The sequence below is a fragment of the Streptomyces sp. NPDC052043 genome, assembly GCF_044548235.1.
Taxonomy (GTDB): domain Bacteria; phylum Actinomycetota; class Actinomycetes; order Streptomycetales; family Streptomycetaceae; genus Streptomyces.
In genome coordinates, this window is sequence record NZ_JBIUBT010000012.1 from 234,867 (window position 1) to 256,924 (window position 22,058).

At 72.7% G+C, this 22,058-nt stretch carries 16 protein-coding genes; 10 read left to right on the forward strand and 6 right to left on the reverse strand.

Going from position 1 to position 22,058, the window contains the following annotated elements:
* Positions 1-6: 6 nt before the first annotated feature.
* Genes ACIHCX_RS28420 through ACIHCX_RS28430 form a run of 3 tightly spaced genes read right to left on the reverse strand, consistent with a single transcriptional unit; the run spans position 7 to position 4,573 of the window.
* Positions 7-975 carry a hydroxymethylglutaryl-CoA lyase gene (locus tag ACIHCX_RS28420; RefSeq protein WP_400034343.1) on the reverse strand — a complete coding sequence of 323 codons (969 nt, stop codon included), beginning with the start codon at positions 973-975 and terminating at the stop codon, positions 7-9.
* On the reverse strand, positions 972-2,939 hold the full coding sequence (locus tag ACIHCX_RS28425; RefSeq protein WP_400034463.1) for an acetyl/propionyl/methylcrotonyl-CoA carboxylase subunit alpha: 1,968 nt from the start codon (positions 2,937-2,939) through the stop codon (positions 972-974). The genes ACIHCX_RS28420 and ACIHCX_RS28425 overlap by 4 nt, the downstream gene beginning before the upstream one ends.
* Positions 2,940-2,956: 17 nt before the next feature.
* Complete coding sequence (locus ACIHCX_RS28430) at positions 2,957-4,573, reverse strand: carboxyl transferase domain-containing protein (protein WP_400034345.1); 1,617 nt, start codon at positions 4,571-4,573, stop codon at positions 2,957-2,959.
* A 178-nt stretch (positions 4,574-4,751) separates the two neighbouring features.
* On the opposite strand from ACIHCX_RS28430, the gene ACIHCX_RS28435 reads away from it, so the two are divergent.
* From ACIHCX_RS28435 to ACIHCX_RS28445, 3 genes are all read left to right on the forward strand, one after another.
* Positions 4,752-5,360: a TetR/AcrR family transcriptional regulator gene (locus tag ACIHCX_RS28435; protein WP_400034347.1), complete on the forward strand. Its 609-nt coding sequence runs from the start codon at positions 4,752-4,754 to the stop codon at positions 5,358-5,360.
* A gap of 201 nt (positions 5,361-5,561) precedes the next feature.
* Positions 5,562-6,719 carry an acyl-CoA dehydrogenase family protein gene (locus ACIHCX_RS28440; RefSeq protein WP_400034349.1) on the forward strand — a complete coding sequence of 386 codons (1,158 nt, stop codon included), beginning with the start codon at positions 5,562-5,564 and terminating at the stop codon, positions 6,717-6,719.
* A 14-nt stretch (positions 6,720-6,733) separates the two neighbouring features.
* Positions 6,734-7,636 (forward strand): acyl-CoA thioesterase, encoded by a 903-nt coding sequence (locus ACIHCX_RS28445; protein ID WP_400034351.1) that lies wholly within the window; start codon positions 6,734-6,736, stop codon positions 7,634-7,636.
* On the opposite strand, the gene ACIHCX_RS28450 is transcribed toward ACIHCX_RS28445, so the two are convergent.
* Entirely contained in the window at positions 7,633-8,421 is a 789-nt protein-coding gene (locus tag ACIHCX_RS28450) for a phosphatase (protein ID WP_400034353.1), read from the reverse strand. The two genes, ACIHCX_RS28445 and ACIHCX_RS28450, sit on opposite strands and share 4 nt — an antisense overlap.
* A gap of 62 nt (positions 8,422-8,483) precedes the next feature.
* Positions 8,484-10,133 (reverse strand): PucR family transcriptional regulator ligand-binding domain-containing protein, encoded by a 1,650-nt coding sequence (locus ACIHCX_RS28455; RefSeq protein ID WP_400034354.1) that lies wholly within the window; start codon positions 10,131-10,133, stop codon positions 8,484-8,486.
* A gap of 199 nt (positions 10,134-10,332) precedes the next feature.
* Between ACIHCX_RS28455 and ACIHCX_RS28460 the strand changes: the two genes are divergently transcribed.
* Genes ACIHCX_RS28460 through ACIHCX_RS28470 form a run of 3 tightly spaced genes read left to right on the forward strand, consistent with a single transcriptional unit; the run spans position 10,333 to position 14,512 of the window.
* On the forward strand, positions 10,333-11,793 hold the full coding sequence (locus ACIHCX_RS28460; RefSeq protein ID WP_400034356.1) for a sodium:solute symporter: 1,461 nt from the start codon (positions 10,333-10,335) through the stop codon (positions 11,791-11,793).
* A 56-nt stretch (positions 11,794-11,849) separates the two neighbouring features.
* Complete coding sequence (speB, locus tag ACIHCX_RS28465; RefSeq protein WP_400034358.1) at positions 11,850-12,821, forward strand: agmatinase; 972 nt, start codon at positions 11,850-11,852, stop codon at positions 12,819-12,821.
* Between the two features lie 5 nt (positions 12,822-12,826).
* Complete coding sequence (locus ACIHCX_RS28470) at positions 12,827-14,512, forward strand: thiamine pyrophosphate-binding protein (RefSeq protein WP_400034360.1); 1,686 nt, start codon at positions 12,827-12,829, stop codon at positions 14,510-14,512.
* A 32-nt stretch (positions 14,513-14,544) separates the two neighbouring features.
* Here ACIHCX_RS28470 and ACIHCX_RS28475 read toward each other — a convergent pair whose 3' ends face one another.
* Positions 14,545-14,946 (reverse strand): peptidoglycan-binding protein, encoded by a 402-nt coding sequence (locus ACIHCX_RS28475; RefSeq protein ID WP_400034362.1) that lies wholly within the window; start codon positions 14,944-14,946, stop codon positions 14,545-14,547.
* Between the two features lie 322 nt (positions 14,947-15,268).
* On the opposite strand from ACIHCX_RS28475, the gene ACIHCX_RS28480 reads away from it, so the two are divergent.
* The 4 genes from ACIHCX_RS28480 to ACIHCX_RS28495 all read left to right on the forward strand — a co-directional run bounded on the left by ACIHCX_RS28480 (position 15,269) and on the right by ACIHCX_RS28495 (position 22,025).
* Positions 15,269-16,159 carry a helix-turn-helix domain-containing protein gene (locus ACIHCX_RS28480; protein WP_400034364.1) on the forward strand — a complete coding sequence of 297 codons (891 nt, stop codon included), beginning with the start codon at positions 15,269-15,271 and terminating at the stop codon, positions 16,157-16,159.
* Complete coding sequence (locus tag ACIHCX_RS28485; RefSeq protein ID WP_400034366.1) at positions 16,146-17,162, forward strand: helix-turn-helix domain-containing protein; 1,017 nt, start codon at positions 16,146-16,148, stop codon at positions 17,160-17,162. The genes ACIHCX_RS28480 and ACIHCX_RS28485 overlap by 14 nt, the downstream gene beginning before the upstream one ends.
* A 119-nt stretch (positions 17,163-17,281) precedes the next feature.
* Positions 17,282-18,148: a serine hydrolase gene (locus ACIHCX_RS28490; protein WP_400034465.1), complete on the forward strand. Its 867-nt coding sequence runs from the start codon at positions 17,282-17,284 to the stop codon at positions 18,146-18,148.
* A gap of 97 nt (positions 18,149-18,245) precedes the next feature.
* Positions 18,246-22,025 carry an ABC transporter ATP-binding protein gene (locus tag ACIHCX_RS28495; RefSeq protein ID WP_400034368.1) on the forward strand — a complete coding sequence of 1,260 codons (3,780 nt, stop codon included), beginning with the start codon at positions 18,246-18,248 and terminating at the stop codon, positions 22,023-22,025.
* Positions 22,026-22,058 lie beyond the last annotated feature (33 nt).

Here is a 22,058-nt window from a genome sequence, read left to right on the forward strand (position 1 = left end):
CGTCGATCACTGCTCCTTGTGGGAGAGGGCACGGAGGGTGCGGGACGGGCTGGGGCGGCCCAGCTGGTCGGCCATCCACGCGCTGGTGGCGGTCAGGCGGCCGAGGTCGACTCCGGTCTCGATGCCGAGACCCCGCAGCATCCACACGAGGTCCTCGGTGGCGAGGTTGCCGGTGGCGGACTTGGCGTAGGGGCAGCCGCCGAGGCCGCCCGCGGAGGCGTCGACGGTGGTGACGCCGTGCTGGAGGGCGGCCAGGGTGTTGGCGAGGGCCTGGCCGTAGGTGTCGTGGAAGTGCACGCCGAGCGCGGAGGTCGGTACGTGCTGCTCGTTGAGCGTGGCCAGCAGCTCCAGGACGTGCCCCGGCGTGGCGACGCCGATCGTGTCCCCGAGGCTCAGCTCGTCGCAGCCCATGTCGAGGAGCGCCCTGCACACATGGGCGACCTGGTGCAGCGGGACGGCGCCCTCCCAGGGATCGCCGAAGCACATGGAGACATAGCCGCGGACATGGGCGCCCTCCTCCTTCGCGCGGGCCACGACCGGCTCGAAGACGGCGAGCGACTCCTCCACCGTGCGGTTGAGGTTGGCCTTGGCGAAGGACTCGGTGGCGCTGGCGAAGACGGCGATGCGGCCCGCCCCGAGGGCGAGCGCGCGCTCCAGCCCGCGCATATTGGGCACGAGGACCGGCAGACGCACCCCCTTCAGATCCTTGACCTGCGGGAACAGTGCCTCCGCGTCCGCCAGTTGGGGAACCCACTTCGGGTGGACGAAGCTGGTGGCCTCCACGGTCGTCAGACCCGCGTCGGCGAGGCGGCGGATGAACTCCGCCTTGACCTCGGTCGGCACCGTCGTCTTCTCGTTCTGGAGTCCGTCGCGCGGACCGACCTCGTGGATCCTGATGCGCGCGGGCAGGTCGGGGGCGGGGACCACCATCGGGAGGCCGGTGTCCGCGGTGCCCGTGCCGTTCGGCGTGCTCATGCCGTCTCCTCCTCCACGGGGGCGATGACCGCCAGGACCTGGTCCATGGCGACCGTCGTGCCCGGTGCCACGTCCAGTTCGGTGACGGTGCCGGCGTGCGGCGCGGAGATGACGTGCTCCATCTTCATCGCCTCGACCACCAGCAGGCTCTGCCCCGCGGCCACCTCGTCGCCGACCGCGACCTTCACCACCGTGACCGTGCCAGGCATGGGGGCGGTGAGCGAGTCGGCGCCGGCGTGGGCCGCGCGGCTGAGGGAGGCGGCCACCGGATCGTGGTCGCGCACGTGCCAGGCGTCGCCGTCGCGGCCGAGCCAGTCGGCGGCGCGGTGGAAGGTGTGGCGGACGCCGTCGAGTGTGACGGACACCGTGTCGTCGGTGACGGTGTGGGTGCCGCGCACCTGGTGGGTGACGGGTTCGAGTCCCGGCACCCGCAGCGGGAACGCCATCGGCTTCGGCTCCCCGCCCAGCCGCCAGCCGCTCGGCACGGAGAACGGGTCGGTCCAGCCCCCGCCCTTGGGCCGCAGGCCCTCCAGCCGTACGGCCGCGGCGGCCTCGTAGACCTCCCCCGGCACCTCCGCGGTGATCAGCTCGTCCGCCACCCGCTCCACCAGCCCGGTGTCCAACTCGCCCGCCACCACGGCCGGGTGGGCCAGCAGCCGGCGCAGGAACCCGGCGTTGGTCTGCACGCCCAGCGTGACCGTCCCGGCGAGGGCCGCCCGCAGCTTCCTGAGCGCGGTGGCGCGGTCCGGGCCGTGGGCGATCACCTTGGACAGCATCGGGTCGTACAGGCTGCCGACCTCCGTGCCCTCGCTGAGCCCGGAGTCGGTGCGCACACCTCCCCCAAGCTCTTCGAGCAGGGGGGACCCCCAGCTTTCCGGCTCGCGCAGCCCGAGCACCGTGCCACCCGAGGGCAGGAACCCGCGCGCCGGGTCCTCCGCGCACAGACGGGCCTCGATCGCGTGACCGGTCAGCCGGACGTCCTCCTGGGCGAAGGCCAGCGGCTCGCCCGCCGCCACCCGCAGCTGCCACTCCACCAGGTCCAGACCCGTGATCAGCTCGGTGACCGGGTGCTCCACCTGGAGACGGGTGTTCATCTCCATGAAGAAGTACGACGCCGGGTCACCGCCGGGGACGATGAACTCCACCGTGCCCGCGCCCCGGTACCCGCAGGAGCGGGCCGCCTGGACCGCGGCCTCGCCCATCGCGGCCCGGGTCTCCTCGTCGAGGAGCACGCTCGGCGCCTCCTCGACGATCTTCTGGTGGCGGCGCTGGAGGGAGCACTCGCGCTCGCCGAGGTGCACCACGTTGCCATGCGCGTCGGCCAGGACCTGGATCTCGATGTGCCGGGGGCGGTCGATCCAGCGCTCAACGAGGAGGGTGTCGTCGCCGAAGGAGGCGCGGGCCTCACGGCGGGCGGCGGCGATCTCCTCGTCGAGCAGGCCGGCGTCCCGCACCAGCCGCATGCCCTTGCCGCCACCGCCGGCGGACGGCTTCAGTAGTACCGGCATGCCGATGTCGCGGGCGGCGTCGGCGAGTTGGCCATCGGTGAGCCCGGAGCCGCTGGAGCCGGGGACCACCGGCACCCCGGCGGCCCGCACCGTCTCCTTGGCGCGGATCTTGTCGCCCATGAGGGAGATGGCGTCCGCCCCGGGGCCGATGAAGACCAGCCCGGCCTCCTCGCAGGCGCGGGCGAACCCGGCGTTCTCCGCGAGGAAGCCGTACCCCGGGTGGACGGCCTGCGCGCCGGTGCGGGCGGCGGCCTCCAGGATCCGCTCGACGGACAGATAGCTCTCGGCCGCGGGTGCCGGTCCGATCCGGACGGCCGTGTCGGCCTCCCTCACGTGCCGGGCGCCGGCGTCGGCGTCGGAGAAGACGGCCACCGAGCGCACGCCGAGCGCGCGCAGCGTACGGATGACCCGGACGGCGATCTCGCCCCGATTGGCCACCAGAACCGTTTCGAACATCGTCACGAGGTCCCCCCTCACATCCGGAAGACGCCGAACTGGGGCTCGCCCAGTGGCGCGTTGGCGCACGCGGTCAGGGCCAGGCCCAGCACCTGCCGGGTCTCCAGCGGGTCGATCACGCCGTCGTCCCAGAGGCGGGCGGTGGCGTAGTAGGCGTTGCCCTGGTGCTCGTACTGGGCGCGGATGGGGGCCTTGAAGGACTCCTCGTCCTGGGTCGGCCACTCCTCGCCGCGCGCTTCGAGCTGGTCCCGCTTGACGGTGGCGAGCACGGAGGCGGCCTGCTCACCGCCCATGACGGAGATCTTGGCGTTCGGCCACATCCACAGGAAGCGGGGGGAGTAGGCCCGGCCACACATCGAGTAGTTGCCCGCGCCGTACGACCCGCCGACCACGACGGTCAGCTTGGGCACGCGGGTGCAGGCGACCGCGGTGACCATCTTGGCGCCGTGCTTGGCGATGCCGCCCGCCTCGTAGTCTCTGCCCACCATGAAGCCGGAGATGTTCTGGAGGAACAGCAGCGGGATCCCGCGCTGGTCGCACAGCTCGATGAAGTGGGCGCCCTTCTGGGCGGACTCGGAGAACAGGATGCCGTTGTTGGCGACGATCCCGACCGGGTGGCCGTGGATCCGGGCGAACCCGGTGACCAGGGTCTGCCCGAACTCGGCCTTGAACTCGGCGAAGCGGGAGCCGTCGACCAGGCGCGCGATGATCTCGCGGACGTCGTAGGGCGTGCGGGGGTCGGCGGGCACCGCGCCGTACAGCCCGGAGGGGTCGACCTTGGGCTCGACGGCCTCGGTGACCTCCCAGGGCGGGGTGTCGCGCGCGGGGAGGGTCGCCACGATGTTCCGCACGATGCGCAGGGCGTGGGCGTCGTCCTCGGCGAGGTGGTCGGTGACGCCGGAGATCCGGGAGTGCACCTCGCCGCCGCCGAGCTCCTCGGCGGTCACGACCTCGCCGGTGGCCGCCTTCACCAGGGGCGGTCCGCCCAGGAAGATCGTGCCCTGGTTGCGGACGATCACGGCCTCGTCGCTCATCGCCGGGACGTAGGCCCCGCCGGCGGTGCAGGAGCCGAGGACGGCGGCGATCTGCGGGATCCCGGCGCCCGACATCCGGGCCTGGTTGTAGAAGATCCGCCCGAAGTGCTCCCGGTCGGGGAAGACCTCGTCCTGCATGGGCAGGAAGGCGCCGCCGGAGTCGACCAGGTACAGGCAGGGCAGGCGGTTCTCCAGGGCCACCTCCTGGGCCCGCAGGTGCTTCTTCACCGTCATCGGGTAGTAGGTCCCGCCCTTGACGGTCGCGTCGTTGGCGACGATCACGCACGCGCGGCCGGCGACCCGTCCGATGCCGGCGATGACGCCGGCGGCCGGGGCCTGGCCCTCGTACATCCCGTCGGCGGCCAGCGGTGCCAGCTCCAGGAACGGCGACCCGGCGTCGAGGAGGGTGTCCACGCGGTCGCGCGGCAGCAGCTTCCCGCGCGCGGTGTGCCGGGCGCGGGCCCTCTCGCCGCCGCCGAGCCGTGCGGCGGCGAGCTTGCCGCGCAGCTCCTCGACGAGCGCGCGGTGTGCCTGTTCGTTGGCCCGCCAGGCCTCCGACGCGGGATCGGCCGCGCTCGTCAGCTCCGGTGCCTCGTGCATCCTTGCGGTCCCCTCACCCGGTGGTCCGTGCGACCGGCTGTCCATGCCCGGTTGTCCATGCCTGACTGCTCATGCCCGACCGGCAATGCCTGGACGGCCATGCCCGAATGGTTAATGAGCGTTAACGCATTCGCATCCAGGTTAACGAGCGCTAACCTCCCTGTCTAGAATTACTTCCATGGCCACCCGAACCGATGCCACCACCCGCCGCGAGCAGATCCTCAGGGAAGCCGCGAGGCTCTTCGCCGAACGTGGGTTCCACGGTGTCGGCGTCGACGAGATAGGCGCCGCCGTGGGCATCAGCGGGCCGGGGCTGTACCGGCACTTCCCGGGCAAGGACGCGATGCTCGCGGAGCTGCTGGTCGGCATCAGTGGTCAGCTCCTGACGGGGGCGAAGCGACGTCTGGCCGAGGCCGACGGACCGGCCGGGCCCGAGGTGGTGCTCGACTCCCTCATCGAGGGCCACATCGACTTCGCGCTCGACGACCGGCCCCTCATCACCTTGCACGACCGTGAGCTGGACCGCCTGCGGGACAGCGACCGCAAGCTGGTGCGCCAGCTCCAGCGGCAGTACGTCGAGCTGTGGGTGGACGTGGTCCGCCAGGTCCATCCGGACCTCGCCGAGCCGGCCGCGCGGTCGGCCGTGCACTCGGTGTTCGGGCTGCTGAACTCCACGCCGCATCTGGGGCGGGCCGGGTCCCTGCCGGGGCGCGGGGCGACGGCGGAGTTGCTGCACCGGATGGCTCGGGGGGCGTTCGCGTCCGCGCCGTCGCCTGCGGCGGGCTGAGCGGTTCGGGGGTGGGGCCCGGCCTGTGACGGGGCCGTGTCCCGCGTCCCTGGAGCGGGCGAGAGGCTTCGCCCTCGGCCCGCTCCAGCTCGCCGCTTCCGTGACCTGTCTTACGCATGCTGCTCTTTACGGCGTTGCGTACTCGCCGGTACGTTGGTGTGAGCAAGCGCTTGGACAGTCCGGGTGTGTGGAGGTGGCGGCGTGCGCCGTACGGTGTTCAGCGAGGATCACGAGGCGTTCCGGGAGACCCTCCGCGCCTTCATCGAGGCCGAGGTCGTACCGGTCTACGACGAGTGGTGCGCCGCCGGCCAGGTGCCGCGCGAGTTCTACCACCGGCTCGCCGAGCTCGGCCTGTTCGGCATCAACGTCCCCGAGGAGTACGGCGGCGCCGGACTCCAGACGCACCGGTTCGAGGCCGTCCAGTACGAGGAGACCGCCCGCGCGGGCGTCACCTTCGGCGGCTCCGGTGTCCACGTCCTGCTCGCGCTGCCCTACCTCAAGATGCTCGCCACCGACGAGCAGAAGAAGCGCTTCCTGCCCAGGTTCGTCTCCGGTGACGAGATGTGGGCCATCGCGATGACCGAGCCCGGCACCGGCTCCGACCTCGCCGGCATGAAGACCACCGCCCGGCTGAGCGAGGACGGCGCGCACTACGTCCTCAACGGCGCCAAGACCTTCATCACCGGCGGCGTCCACGCCGACCGGGTCATCGTCTGCGCCCGCACCGCCGCCCCGACGGCCGAGGACCGCCGCCACGGCATCTCCCTGTTCGCCGTGGACACCCGGTCCGAGGGCTACTCGGTGGGCCGCAAGCTCGACAAGCTGGGCCTGAAGGCCTCCGACACCGCCGAGCTGGCGTTCGTCGACGTCAAGGTCCCGGTCGAGGACCTGCTCGGCGAGGAGAACAAGGGCTTCTCCTACCTCGGCTCCAACCTGCCCTCCGAGCGGTGGGGCATCGCCTTCGGCGCCTACGCGCAGGCCCGGGCCGCCGTCCGGTTCGCCACGAAGTACGTGCAGGAGCGCACCGTCTTCGGCAAGCCGGTCGCCCACTTCCAGAACACCAAGTTCGAGCTGGCCGCCTGCCAGGCCGAGGTGGACGCGGCGCAGGCCGTCGCCGACCGCGCGCTGGAGGCCCTCGACGCCGGTGAGCTCACCCCCGCCGAGGCCGCCTCCGCCAAGCTGTTCTGCACCGAGGTCGCCCACCGCGTCATCGACCGCTGCCTCCAACTGCACGGCGGCTACGGCTACATGAACGAGTACCCCATCGCCCGCCTGTACGCGGACAACCGCGTCAACCGCATCTACGGCGGCACCAGCGAGATCATGAAGTCGATCATCGCCAAGGACATGGGCCTGTAAGGGCAGAGAAACGCATGAACCCAGCACTTCGGTCCCTGCTCGATCTGCTCGACCTGGAGCGGATCGAGCAGGACATCTTCCGCGGCCGGTCCCGTGACGCGGTCGTCCCGCGTGTCTTCGGCGGGCAGGTCGCGGCGCAGGCGCTGGTCGCCGCCGGGCGCACCGTGCCCGAGGACCGGCACGCGCACTCGCTGCACGCCTACTTCCTGCGCCCGGGCGACCCCGGCGCGCCCATCGTCTACACCGTGGACCGCATCCGAGACGGCCGCTCCTTCACCACCCGCCGGGTCGTCGCGGTCCAGCACGGGCAGCCCGTCTTCCACCTCTCGGCGTCGTTCCAGACGTACGAGGAGGGCCTGGAGCACCAGGCGCCCATGCCGCCCGCCCCGGACCCGGAGACCCTGCCCACCTCGCAGGAGCGGATGCGCGGCTACGACCACCTTCCGCGCCAGGTCGTGGAGCGGTTCCTGGCGGCCCGTGAGGCGGTCGACCTGCGCTATGTCGAGGAGCCGCCGTACGGCAGGTTCGGCGAGCCGCGCGAGCCGCACTCCCAGGTGTGGTTCCGCACCGACGGCAAGCTCGACGGCGACATCGACGAACCCCTCCTGCACGTCGTCCTCGCCACCTACGTCTCCGACATGACGCTGCTGGACTCCGTGCTGCTCGCGCACGGCCGCGGCGGCTGGGCGGTCGGTGACGTGGTGGGGGCCTCGCTGGACCACGCGATGTGGTTCCACCGGCCGTTCCGGGCCGACGAGTGGCTGCTGTACGACCAGGAGTCCCCCTCCGCGCACGGCGGGCGGGGCCTCGGCCAGGCCCGCATCTACACCCAGGACGGCCGGCTGGCGATCTCGGTGATCCAGGAGGGCGTGGTCCGCGTGCCCCGGTCCGAAGGACCTGCCGCCGGGTCCCGCTAGCCGAGGCCCGCCCGGTCCAGCAGGTACGCCGTCATCGGGTCGTAGTACCGGGGGCTGACCACGTGGTCGTCGAGCGGCACGGTCACCTGGACGGTCCCCTCGGCCTCGGCGACGAACAGGGCCGGGTCGTTGCAGTCGGCGTAGCCGACCGAGTCCACGCCGTGCTGACCGGCGTATCCCGCCCAGCCGTGGTCGGCGACGACCAGGTCGGGCAGCGGACGGGCCTCGCGCTCCAGGCCGGTGAGGATGGCCCGCATCGGCTCGCCGGAGTGGGTGTGCCACAGCGTGGCGCCGTGTTCCAGGACGGCCACGTCCGCGAACTGCATGACGTACCCCTCGTCCGTCTGGAGCCCGTCCGGGATCACCACGATCTCGCAGCCGGCGGCGCGCAGGGCGGCGGCGGTGGCGCGGTGCACGTCCAGCAGGCCGCCGGGGTGGCCGGTGGCGAACAGCACCCGCTGACGGCTGTCGGCCGCCTTGCGCAGCCGGCCGGCCATCCGCTCCAGGGCGTCGACGGTCAGTTCCGGGTCGATGGTGTCCTGGCCGTGGCGGTGCTCCGGGTCGTCGTTGACGCCGACGCGCTCCGCCATCACCGCCAGCACGTCCTGCTCGTCGCTCCACCGGTCGCCGAGTTCCAGACCGAGCCAGAAGTTGCGGTCGCCGTTCGCGAGTTTGCGGTAGTGGGAGAGGTTGTTCTCGCGGGGGGTCGCGACGTCCCCGGCGATACGGGTTCTCACGAGGTGGTCGACGAGCTCGGCGCGGCTGGGTGTCCCGGATATCGGCATGGCTCCCATTGTGGAGCAGCGCCCCGCCCGCGTCGCCGGTGTCCCGGCCGCTGGGACGCGGGTCACGCCCGCCGCAGCGCGAACCACAGTTCCATGCGGACGTCGGGGTCGTCCAGGTCGGTGTCGAGGAGGGCGGCGCAGCGGGCGATGCGCTGGCGCACGGTGTTGCGGTGCACGGACAGCGCGACCGCGGTGCGGTCCCAACTGCCGTGCAGGGACAGCCAGGTGCGCAGTGTCTCGGTGAGCGCGGGAGCCGAGCCGAGCGGGGCGAGCAGCGCCTGGGCGTGGGCGTCGGCCTCGTCCCGCGGGAGCAGGTCGGTCAGGCCGGGGCGGGTGCCGTGGCCGACCAGGGCGGTGCGGGTGGCGCGGGCGCGGGCCAGGGCGCGGGCCGCCTGGGCGTCGGCCGTCGCCCAGTCGCCGGGGCCGACGGCGGCGCTCACCCCGAGGGCCCAGCCGGGCTGGGGGCCCGGCTCCCGCTCGGCGGGCAGGAGGACCCGTACGGCCCCGTCGGCGAGGTCGACCAGGGCCGAGCCCAGCGCGGCGCCGAGCGCGGAGGCGGCCACGGCGTCGGCCGCCTGGGTGTCCGGTCGTGCGTGCACGACGACCCACCGTCCGGTCCCGAGCAGCGGCGCCACCTCCTCGGGCGATGCCCCCAGCAGCACCCGCACCAGCGCCGAGGAGCGGGCCGCCCCCGTACCGCTGCGGCGCTCCCCGGTGAGCAGCGAGAGCAGCACGGCGGCCACGGACGCGATGGTGTGGTCTCCGGGTTCGCGGCGCGGCGAGGCCACTCCGAGCACGAAGCCCTGCCCGGCCCCGAGGGCGTAGGCGGCCAGATGGCTGCCCGCCACGCTGTCGGTGGCGGAGGAGGGTACGGGCCGGGCCGCGGGGGCGGGGGCGGCTGCCACGGCGGGACGGCCCGTCGGAGGCGCGGTCGGGCCCGGGGGCGTGCGGACGGTCGTGCCCGGCGGGGTCGTGGGCGTGCGGGCGGTGGTGCCCGGTGAGGCCGGGGGCGACGGCGGCGTGGTCGTCGGGGCCGGGCGTACCACGGCCGTCAGGTGGGCGAGCGCCTGGCGGGCCGTCTCGTGCGGGGCCCGGCCCGCCGAGGCGATCTCCGCGCCGTCCGGGCCGTACAGGGCCGCCCAGCCGGTCAGGCGCTGGGCCAGTTGGCGCAACACGGAGGGGACGGGGTCGGGGCGGGAGGCGGCGGCCGCGAGGCTCTGCTGTGCCTCGGTCACGCGGCGCAGCTCGGCCAGCCGGGCCTGGGCCATCAGCTGCCAGACGGCGCGGGCGACGCCGGAGAAGGTGGTCTGCGGCGGGACCTCGAGCAGCGGCAGGCCGTGGGCCTCGCAGGCGGCCACCAGGGTGCGCGGCACCGTGTCGTGCACCGGCGCCAGGCCGAAACCGATGGCCGCGCCGCCCGCCGCCGCCACTCGGGAGACGTAGGTGTCGAAGTACGGGCCGGTGGCGTCCGCCGGGGTGACATGGACGCCGGCCGTCAGCAGCAGCTCGCCGCCCAGCAGGTACGGGTAGGGGTCGGTCATCTCCGAGGTGTGCGCCCAGTGGATCACGGTGTCCCGGTCGGCCGGGCCGGCGATCCGGCGCAGCGCGAGGTCCTCGCGGGCCAGCAGGGCGGACAGCGGGATGGGCGGGGTCGGCGGGACCGACGGAACCGACGGGACCGCGGGGGCCGCCGGCACCGGTGCCTCCGGCATGATGTGCGTTCCTTCCATACCGTCGCGGCTCGAATGGATGAAAAGTACACTTCGCAGTCGCTTTTCGGCCACCTAGTGTCAAGGCAGACCGGCAGCCACGGGTACGGGCGATGTCCCCGCGAGCCCTTGCCGACGTCCCACCCACCCCCAGACACCTGCACGACACCGCCACCGGGATGTGCGCGAAGGAGGGCCCCACATGGCCGTCGACTACACAGTGATCGTCGTCTATCTCGCCGGCATGCTGGCCATGGGTTGGTGGGGCATGCGCCGCGCCAAGTCCAAGAGCGAGTTCCTGGTCGCGGGCCGCCGCCTGGGCCCCGCGATGTACTCCGGCACCATGGCGGCGATCGTCCTCGGCGGCGCGTCCACCATCGGCGGCGTCGGCCTCGGCTACAAGTACGGCCTCTCCGGCGCCTGGATGGTCTTCACCATCGGCCTCGGAATCCTCGCCCTCTCGGTCTTCTTCTCCGCCCGCATCGCCCGCCTGAAGGTCTACACCGTCTCCGAGATGCTCGACCTGCGCTACGGCGGCCGGGCCGGCATCATCTCGGGCGTCGTGATGTGGGCGTACACCCTGATGCTGGCGGTGACCTCCACCATCGCGTACGCCACGATCTTCGACGTCCTGTTCGACCTGAACCGCACCGTCGCGATCATCCTCGGCGGCACGATCGTCGTGGCCTACTCCACCCTCGGCGGCATGTGGTCCATCACGCTGACCGACATGGTGCAGTTCGTGGTGAAGACGATCGGCGTGCTGCTCCTCCTGCTGCCCATCGCCGTCGTCAAGGCGGGCGGCTTCAGCGAGATGAAGGCCAAGCTGCCGACCTCCTACTTCGACCCGCTGGGCATCGGCGGCGAGACGATCTTCACGTACGTCCTGATCTACACCTTCGGCATGCTCATCGGCCAGGACATCTGGCAGCGCGTGTTCACCGCCCGCAGTGACACCACCGCCAAGTGGGGCGGCACCGTCGCCGGCACCTACTGCCTGGTCTACGCGATCGCCGGCGCGGTCATCGGCACCGCCGCCAAGGTGCTCTACCCCAACCTCGGCAGCGCCGACGACGCCTTCGCCACCATCGTCAAGGACGACCTGCCCATCGGTGTCCGCGGCCTGGTGCTCGCCGCCGCGCTGGCCGCGGTGATGTCCACCTCATCCGGCGCGCTGATCGCCTGCGCCACCGTCGCCAACAACGACATCTGGTCCCGGCTGCGCGGCGCCGTGCGCCGCGACGGGGACGCGCACGACGAGGTCAAGGGCAACCGCGTCTTCATCCTGATCATGGGCGTGGGCGTGATCTGCACCGCCATCGCGCTCAACAACGTCGTCGAGGCGCTGACCGTCGCCTACAACCTGCTCGTCGGCGGGCTGCTCGTGCCGATCCTCGGCGGACTGCTGTGGAAGCGCGGCACCGCGCAGGGCGCCCTCGCCTCCGTGATCGTCGGCGGTGTCGCGGTCATCGGCCTCATGGCGGCCTTCGGCATCCTCGCCAACGAGCCCGTCTACTACGGCCTGCTGTCCTCCCTGGCCGCCTACGTCATCGTCTCCCTGGCGACGAAGCCGACCGACGAGGCCGTCCTCGCCGCCTGGCGCGAGCGGCTCGCCGGGCGCACCCCCGAACTCGCGTCCGAACCGGCCCCCGCCCGCCAGTAGAGTCGATCACGAGCCATTACATACGCGACGAAGCGTAAGAAAGAAGGCATTTCACCATGAGCAGCACCGAGACGCCCCGCGGTCCCGTCGACTCCTCCCGCGTCCCGCGGTACGCCGGCCCCGCGACCTTCGCCCGGCTGCCCCGCCTCGACGAGGTGGGCACCGCCGACGTCGCCGTCGTGGGCGTGCCGTTCGACTCGGGCGTCTCGTACCGGCCGGGCGCCCGCTTCGGCGGCAACGCCATCCGTGAGGCGTCCCGGCTGCTGCGCCCCTACAACCCGGCGCAGGACGCCTCCCCGTTCGCCCTCGCCCAGGTCGCGGACGGCGGCGACATCGCCGTGAACCCGTTCAACATCAACGAGGCCGTCGAGACCATCGAGGCCGCCGCCGACGAACTCCTCGGCACCGGCGCCCGGTTGATGACCCTCGGCGGCGACCACACCATCGCGCTGCCGCTGCTGCGGTCCGTCGCCAAGAAGCACGGCCCGGTCGCGCTGCTCCACTTCGACGCCCACCTCGACACCTGGGACACCTACTTCGGCGCCGAGTACACGCACGGCACCCCGTTCCGGCGGGCGGTGGAGGAGGGCATCCTCGACACCGAGGCGCTCTCCCACGTCGGCACCCGCGGCCCGCTGTACGGCAAGCAGGACCTCAGCGACGACGAGAAGATGGGCTTCGGCATCGTCACCTCCGCCGACGTCTACCGCCGCGGCGCCGACGAGGTGGCCGACCAGCTGCGCCAGCGCATCGGCGACCGCCCGCTGTACATCTCCATCGACATCGACTGCCTCGACCCCGCGCACGCGCCCGGCACCGGCACCCCCGAGGCCGGCGGCATGACCTCCCGCGAACTGCTGGAGATCCTGCGCGGCCTGGCGTCCTGCAACCTGGTCTCCGCCGACGTCGTCGAGGTCGCCCCGGCGTACGACCACGCCGAGATCACCTCGGTGGCCGCCTCCCACACGGCGTACGAACTGACCACGATCATGACCCGCCGGATCGCGGCGGCCCGGAAGGACGCGTAAGCCAAGTGACGCACGACCACGACCTGGTGCTCCGCCCGACACCCGCGCAGACGGAGGCCGCCCTCAATCCTCCCCCCGGCCGCAACGGCGGAGACCTGGTCGTGGAGACCCTGGCCGGGCTGGGCGCGACGACCGTCTTCGGCCTGCCGGGACAGCACGCCCTCGGCATGTTCGACGCGCTGCGCCGCTCGGACCTGACGTACGTGGGCCTGCGGGTGGAGAACAACGCCGGCTTCGCCGCCGACGCCTACGGCCGGATCACCGGCGAGGCCGCACCGCTGCTGCTGTCGACCGGCCCGGGAGCGCTGACCTCGCTGGCCGCGCTCCAGGAGGCGGCGGCGGCCTCGGCCCCCGTCCTGGCCATCAGCAGCCAGATCCCGACGGCGGGGCTCGGCGGCGGCCGCCACGGCTACCTGCACGAACTGCCCGACCAGGCGGCCTCGTTCCGCGGTGTGGTGAAGTCGGTCCACACGGTCCGTACCCAGTCCCAGATCCCCTCCGCCATCGCGGCCGCCTGGAAGTCGGCGCTGACGGTCCCGCACGGGCCCGTATGGGTGGAGATCCCGCAGGACGTGCTGCTCGACCGGACGAGCCTGCCGGTGGTGACGGCGCTGGACGCGACCCCGGAGGAGCTGCTCCCGCGTCCCGAACTCACCGCGGTGGCGGCCGACCTGCTGTCGAAGGCCGCCCGCCCGGCGATCATCGCGGGCGGGGGAGTGGTCCGCGCCGACGCGTCCGGCAAGCTGCTGGCGCTCGCGGAGCGGCTGAACGCGCCGGTCGTCACGACCTTCGGCGGCAAGGGCGCCTTCCCCTGGGAGCACCCGCTGTCCCTCCAGTCCTGGCTGGAGGACCGGCACACCACGGACTTCCTGGAGGACGCGGACGTCCTGCTCGTCATCGGCTCGGGCCTCGGCGAACTCTCCTCCAACTACCACACGTTCACGCCGCGCGGCCGGGTGATCCAGATCGAGGCCGACCTCGGCAAGCTGGAGTCCAACCACCCGGCGCTCGGCATCCACGCCGACGCCCGCCCGGCCCTCCAGGCCCTGCTGGAGACCGTGGACGAGCGTCCGGACGAGACCGCCGCCGACCGCGTACGCGAGGTCCTTGCCAAGGTCCGCGACCGGATCGCCGCCCAGGGACTCACCCTGGAGCAGGACGTGCTGGCGTCCGTCCGCCGTGCCCTGCCCGCCGGCTCGCCGTCCTTCTGGGACATGACGATCCTGGCGTACTGGGCCTGGTCGGCCTTCGACGCGAAGTCCCCCAACGCCATGCACTCGGCCCAGGGCGCCGGCGGTCTCGGCTACGGCTTCCCTGCGGCGCTGGGGGCGGCGGCCGCGGACCGCACCCGCCCGGTCCTGGCGGTGTCGGGCGACGGCGGCGCGCTGTACTCGATCGCGGAACTGGCCACCGCCCGCCAGTACGACCTCGACGTCACCTGGCTGATCGTCGACGACGGCGGCTACGGCATCCTCCGCGAGTACATGACCGACGCCTTCGGCCAGGCCACGGCGACGGAGCTCACCCGCCCCGACTACGTGGCCCTGGCCGAGTCCTTCGGCGTCCCGGGCGTCCGTACGACGCCCGAGAACCTGGCGGCCGACCTGGCGAGGGCCCTTTCCGAGCCGGGGCCCTCGGTGGTCGTCCTCCCGGCGGTCCTGCGGATGTTCGCGCCCACGCACCTGGGCTGAGCGGACGGCACACCGTTCGGCCGCGGAGGCCGCTACTTCAGGCGCAGCTCCTTCCACGTCTTCTTGCCGGCGATGCCGTCGTACGGCTTGACGTGGTACGTCTTCTGGAACCAGACCACGGCGGCCCTGGTGTTCTTGCCGTAGTCGCCGTCGATCTTGAGCTTGGGCTTGTGCGCGGTCGTCTGGTTGATCAGCGCCTGGACCTCCCGGACCGCGTTGCCCTTGCTGCCCTTGCGGACGGTGCCGTTGCCCTTGTAGTAGCCGCAGTAGTAGCCGAGGCTCTTCGTGTACGTGCACTTCTTCGCCGCGGCCGTGGCGGAGTGGGCGGTGGCGCTCCCGGCCGCCTGGGCGGTGCCGGCGGTGGCCGCGCCGCCCAGGAGGGCGAGCGTGGCGACACCGATCCCGAGGGACTTGTGCGTTGCGCCGATGGTCATGGGTGCTCCCCGTTTCCTTGGGTTCCTTGGGTTCCGTGGTTGCCTTGGGTTCCTTGGCTGCCTTGGGCTGCCTTGCGCCACCGACACTGCCCGCCGACCGCGGGGGCGGGCCACCGCCGCGGCCGGAATGCAGCCCACGTGGGACGTCCCACGGACTGACCTGCGGGGACGTGCCGACGGGCGAGGCAGTGGCGGGACGCGGGTCACACCGGGCGGCTGAAAGCATCCTTTCGAGGGACGGCATCGGGAAACCGGAGCGAGAACCCACCGCATCTTCGGTAAGAGGTTGCTAGCAAACGGAAGAGATGTGGATGTGGGGGACATGTCTCCTTGGAAGCAACTGCCGACCTCGCTCGATCCCAGGACGCGCCAACTGGTCCTGCAGCTGCGCCGGGTCAAGGACCACAGCGGTCTCAGCCAGCAGGCCCTGGCCGCCAGAACGGGGTACAGCCGTTCCTCCTGGGACCGGTACCTCAACGGCCGTGCGCTGCCTCCCCAACGGGCCGTGGCCGCCTTCGCCCGCGCCTGTGCCACCGACCCCGGCCGGCTGCTGGCCCTGCACGAGGTGGCCGCGGCAGCGCTGGGCGGCGGCGCCGCACGGAACACGCGCGGCGAGAGCAAGCAGGCGCACACGCCCGAGGACCCCGAGGAGCGGGACGAGCCCGGGGAGCGTGACGAACCCGCGCAGCGGGACGAGTCCGGGGAGTCGGCGGACGTCGGGAAGGGCGCGCGGGACGACCGGCCGCAGAGCGGGCGGCGGCTGCCGTGGCTGCCCGTCCTGGCGGCGGCGTCCGTCACGGCCCTGCTGGCCCTGATCGCGCTGCTGGTGGCCGCCCCCTGGGACCACGGCGGGGCGCCGGACCGGCCGGCGGCCGCGGCGGGAAGTTCCGCCACGAACCAGGGCGGGGACCCGTTCGTGTTCCGGGCGGGCAAGGACTACTCGTGCGCGGTCCGGAGGGACAAGGACGGGCTGCTGTACGCCGGTTACAGCACCACCCGCACCGCCCTGATCGGCACGGGATCCGCGCAGTGGCCCGTCGTCGAGGCGCAGTGCCTGCTGCGTCACCACGGATTTCCGCCGGGGCTCGCCGACGGCGCCTTCGGCAGCGGCACCGAACGTGCGGTGGAGCGCTTGCAGCAGGACGCGCACATCGTCGTGGACGGGGTGATCGGCGAGGACACCTGGGAAGTGCTGCGGCATGACGCCCGGTGACCGGCACCTGGAATGCGACCGGCTGGCCGGGACACTGCGCGGCCTGCGCGCCAGGACCGGCCTGAGCCTGGCCGGACTGGCGGACAAGACGCAGTACAGCAAGTCCTCCTGGGAGCGTTACCTCAACGGCAAGACGGTCCCGCCCCGAGGGGCCGTCGAGGCGCTGTGCGCCCTGGCGGGGGAGGACCCCGGCAGGCCGCTCGCCCTGTGGGAGCTGGCCGAGGCCGTGTGGAGCGGGCGGTCCGGGCCTCCGCCGCGGCCCGCACCGCCGACCGCAGGAGCCGGACTCCCCGTGCCCCGCCCGGCGTCACCTCCGGACCCCGCCAGGGCCGGGCTCGTGCAGAACGGCACCGCCCAGCCCTCGGAAGACGAGAGCGCCGGGCCCTTGGGAGGCGAGAGCGCAGGGCCCGCCGCGGACGGCGCCGCAGCCCCGCCGGCGTCCCCCCGTGCCGCGCCCGGGACGTCCGGTCACGCGGCTCGCCGGCTCCCACGCCCGCGCGTGCGCCGGGAGTTGGTCACCGGAGGGCTCTGGGGCCTGGCCGCCGTCACTGTCGCGGTGGCGCTCGTGGTCGCCGGTGCCTTCGGAGCGAGTCACTGGCAGCGGGGCGGCTCCCCCGCCACGTCCGCCCTGACGGTCGCCGCGTCGCCGGGCTGTGAGGGCGGCGGGTGCGCGGGCAAGAACCCCGAGACCTACGGGTGCGACGTCACACCCCCGCCGACGACGCTCCGACGGCAGGCCTTCGGACGAACCGTGGTCAAGATCCGGCACGGTGCCGCCTGTCACACCGTGTGGGCCCGAATCGACCTGGGGAGGGTCGGCGACCGGGTCGAGATCCGGATACGGGACCACGCCCCACTGACGGCGGAGGTCAAGGACGAGTACGACGCGAAGAGTTCCCTCTCCACCCCCATGATCGCCCTGGGCGACTCCGCCCCGGACACCGTCAGCGCCTGCCTGGTGCGACAGCGGGAACGGCGCTGTTTCGTTACTGCGGTTGGGTAACGGTAGGTCAAATCTCTGCCAACTCCCACAACTCCGTGCGGGGGTCCCGGAGTCATCTGGGCATGACTCACTGGACAACCCGACGCGCCCAAGTGCTCGCGGCGGGCGTGGGCGCCGGGATGCTGATTCCCTGCGTGGCCGCCGCGACGCCCGCTGCGGCCGCCGCACCCACGGTCAGCTGCACGTCCGGCAAGGCAGGCCTGGCAGCCAAGTTGCAGAAGGACATCACCGCGGCCATGAAGGGCCGCAAAGGCACCATTGCCGTCGGCCTGCGCGACCGCACCACCAACACGACCTGCACGCTGCGCCAGTCGACCGCCTACGACTCGGCGAGCGTGGTCAAGGTCACCGTCCTCGCCACCCTGCTGTGGGACGCCAAGAAGCACAACCGCTACCTCACCGCCCGCGAGACCACGCTCACCAAGGCCATGATCACGAAGTCGGACAACAACGCCACCTCCAGCCTGTGGAAGCAGCTGGGCGTGACGAAGGTCAAGGGCTTCCTCGCCGCGGCCGGCATGACCCAGACCAAGCCGGGGGCGAACGGCTACTGGGGACTGACCCAGATCACCGTGCGCGACGAGCAGAAGCTGCTCGCACTGATCACGGCGAAGAACTCCGTGCTGAGCGACAACTCCCGCGCCTACATGCTCAAGCTCATGGGCCAGGTCGTCTCCTCCCAGCGCTGGGGCACGCCCGCCGGGGCGCCGTCCTCCGTCGCCGTCCACGTCAAGAACGGCTGGCTGTCGCGCTCCACCCACGGCTGGCGGGTGCACAGCGTGGGCACCTTCAACGGCGTCGGCCGCGACTACATGATCACGGTGCTGACCCAGGACAACAGCACCATGAACTACGGCGTCACCACCATCCAGAACATCGCCAGGGCCATCCACAAGGACCTCGTCCCCACGGCGGCGAACACCGTGCGCTACACGCCGACCACCACGCCCGAGGAGGCGTTCGTGGCGCTCCCGTCGGGCGGGTGATCCCCGCGCCGCCGGGCGCATCGTCGCCGAGGGATGAAATCCGCTCCCGCCCGCGTTGGTGTCTTCCGGAAGATCAGGTCCTGAGGGAGGCACCGACGTGGCAGCGCAGCCGGGATGGGCGCGGAGACTGGCCGGGTACGCCTGGCGCTACCCCAAGGACGTCGTCCTCGCCCTGGGCGCCTCGCTCGCCGGCATGGCCGTCACGGCGCTGGTGCCGCTGATCACCAAGGTGATCATCGACGACGTGATCGGCGACCACAGCCGCCGTATGACCCCCTGGGCGGGCGCCCTGGTCGCCGCCGCGCTCGTCGTCTACGTCCTCACCTACATCCGCCGCTACTACGGCGGCCGGCTCGCCCTCGACGTCCAGCACGACCTGCGGACGGAGATGTACGAGACGATCACCCGGCTCGACGGCAGACGCCAGGACGAGCTGTCCACCGGCCAGGTGGTCGGCCGCGCCACCAGCGACCTCCAGCTGATCCAGGGCCTGCTCTTCATGCTGCCGATGACCATCGGCAACGTGCTGCTCTTCCTGATCTCCCTGGTGATCATGGCCTGGCTGTCGCTTCCGCTGACCCTGGTCGCCCTGGCCGTCGCCCCGGCCCTCGGCTGGATCGCCCGGCGCAGCCGCACCAAGCTCCACCCCGCCACCTGGTACGCCCAGGCGCAGGCCGCCGCCGTCGCCGGCGTGGTCGACGGCGCGGTGAGCGGCGTCCGCGTGGTGAAGGGCTTCGGCCAGGAGGAGCAGGAGACCGCCAAGCTGCGCGGGGTCGGCCGCAGGCTGTTCGCCGGGCGGCTGCGCACCATCCGGCTGAACGCCCGGTTCACGCCCGCCCTCCAGGCCGTGCCCGCCCTCGGCCAGGTCGCCATGCTGGCCCTCGGCGGCTGGCTCGCCGTGCGCGGGCACATCACGCTGGGCACGTTCGTCGCCTTCTCCGCCTACCTCGCCCAGCTCGTCGGCCCGGTCCGCATGCTCGCCATGGTGCTCACGGTCGGGCAGCAGGCCCGGGCGGGCACCGAACGCGTCCTGGAGCTGATCGACACCGAGCCCACCCTGACCGGGGGCACCAAGGAGCTGCCCGCCGACGCCCCCGCGACCGTCGAGTTCGACGACGTCTCGTTCGGCTACGCGGACGGCCGGCCCGTCCTCCAGGGTCTGTCCTTCGAGATCCGCCCCGGCGAGACCCTGGCCGTCGTCGGCTCCTCCGGCTCCGGCAAGTCCACGGTCTCCCTGCTGCTGCCCCGCTTCTACGACGTCACCCACGGCGCCGTCCTCATCGGCGGCCACGACGTGCGCGAGCTGACCCTGGACTCGCTCAGGGCCGCGATCGGCCTGGTGCCCGAGGACTCCTTCCTGTTCTCCGACACCATCCGCGCCAACATCGCCTACGGCCGCCCCGACGCCACCGCGGAGCAGATCGAGGCCGCCGCCCGCGCCGCCCAGGCCGACCGCTTCATCTCGGAGCTGCCCGAGGGCTACGACACCACGGTCGGCGAGCACGGCCTGACCCTCTCCGGCGGCCAGCGCCAGCGCGTCGCCCTGGCCCGCGCGATCCTCACCGACCCGCGCCTGCTCGTCCTGGACGACGCCACCTCCGCCGTGGACGCCCGCGTCGAGCACGAGATCCACGAGGCCCTGGCGCAGGTCATGGAGGGCCGCACGACCCTCCTCATCGCCCACCGCCGCTCCACCCTGAACCTCGCCGACCGCATCGCCGTCCTCGACCAGGGCCGCCTCGCCGACATCGGCACGCACGACGAACTCCAGGAGCGGTGCGCCCTCTACCGCGGCCTGCTCACCGACCCCGACGAGCTCGGCGGCGTCTCACCGGGCCACACCCAGCCCGCCGCTCCCCCGGACGACGTCTCGGTCCGGGAGGAACTGGACGCCGAGTTCGACGCCGAGCGCGGCATCACGCCCACGTTGTGGGCGGGCGAGCGCGAGCCCCGGGACGCGGCGATGGCCGGCATGCCCGCCACCCCCGAACTGCTCGCCCAGGTCGCGGCGCTGCCGCCCGCGGCCGACACTCCCGACATCGACGAGCGGCGGGCCGTCCGCCCGGAGGACTCCTACGGCCTGCGCCGCCTGCTGCGCGGCTTCGGCCTGCCGCTCCTGGCCAGCCTCGGCCTCGTCGCCGTGGACGCCGCCATGGGCCTGCTGCTGCCGATCCTGATCCGGCACGGCATCGACCAGGGCGTCACACGGATGGCCCTGGGCGCCGTGTGGGCGGCGTCGCTGCTCGGTCTGCTCGCCGTGCTGGTGCAGTGGGCGGCGCAGATCGGCGAGACCCGGATGACCGGGCGGACCGGGGAACGGGTGCTCTACTCGCTGCGCCTGAAGATCTTCGCCCAGCTCCAGCGGCTCGGCCTCGACTACTACGAGCGCGAGCTGACCGGCCGGATCATGACCCGGATGACGACCGACGTCGACGCGCTGTCGACGTTCCTCCAGACCGGCCTGGTCACGGCGTTCGTCTCGGTCGTCACCTTCTTCGGCATCATGATGACCCTGCTGGTGATCGACGTGCACCTGGCGCTGGTCGTCTTCGCGACGCTGCCGCCGCTGGTCGTCGCCACGTTCTTCTTCCGCCGGGCGAGCGTCAGGGCGTACGAACTCGCCCGTGAGCGGGTGTCGGTGGTCAACGCCGACCTCCAGGAGTCGGTGGCCGGGCTGCGGATCGTGCAGGCCTTCCGGCGCGAGGGGGACGGCGGGCGGCGGTTCGCCGGGCGCAGCGAGGACTACCGCCGGGCGCGGATCCGGGGCCAGTGGCTGATCTCGGTCTACTTCCCGTTCGTGCAGCTCCTGTCCTCGGTCGCGGCGGCCGCGGTGCTGATCGCGGGCGCGGGCCGGGTGGAGGCGGCCACGCTGACCACGGGCGCCCTGGTGGCGTACCTGCTCTACATCGACCTGTTCTTCGCGCCGGTCCAGCAGCTCTCGCAGGTCTTCGACGGCTACCAGCAGGCGACCGTCTCCCTGGGCCGCATCCAGGAACTGCTCCGGGAGCCGACGTCCACGAAGTCCGCCGCCGAGCCCGTCGAGGTGCCCGCCCTGCGCGGCGAGATCGCCTTCGAGGACGTGCACTTCCACTACGGCGCCGGCGACGCGGGCGACGCGGCGCTCACCGGCGTCGACCTGCGCATCCCGGCCGGACAGACCGTCGCCTTCGTCGGTGAGACCGGCGCGGGCAAGTCGACCCTGGTGAAGCTGGTGGCCCGGTTCTACGACCCGAGCGGCGGCCGGGTGACCGTCGACGGCACGGACCTCAGGGCACTGGACCTCACCGCTTACCGGCACCGGCTCGGGGTCGTGCCGCAGGAGGCGTACCTCTTCCCGGGCACCGTCCGCGACGCCATCGCCTACGGCCGCCCCGACGCCACCGACGCCGAGGTGGAGGCCGCCGCGCGCGCGGTCGGCGCGCACGAGATGATCGCCACGCTGGAGGACGGCTACCTGCACGAGGTCGCCGAGCGCGGACGCAACCTGTCGGCCGGTCAGCGCCAGCTGATCGCGCTGGCCCGCGCCGAACTCGTCGACCCCGACGTCCTGCTCCTCGACGAGGCGACCGCCGCGCTCGACCTGGCCACCGAGGCACAGGTCAACCAGGCCACCGACCGGCTCGCCGGCCGCCGTACCGCCCACCCGTCGCCCGACCACCACCCCTCATCGAGCGCTTACGCGCGCACCACCTTGATTGTCGCCCACCGGCTGACGACGGCCGCCCGCGCCGACCGGGTGGTGGTGATGGACCACGGCCGGGTCGCGGAGGACGGCACCCACGAGGAACTGCTGGCCCGCGACGGACGGTACGCCGCGCTGTGGCGGACGTTCGTCGGCGCGTCCGAGCCGGAGGAGCCGGTCAGCGCGTCACGCTGAGCCCGTGGCAGCAACCAATCGGCCCGCGGGCCG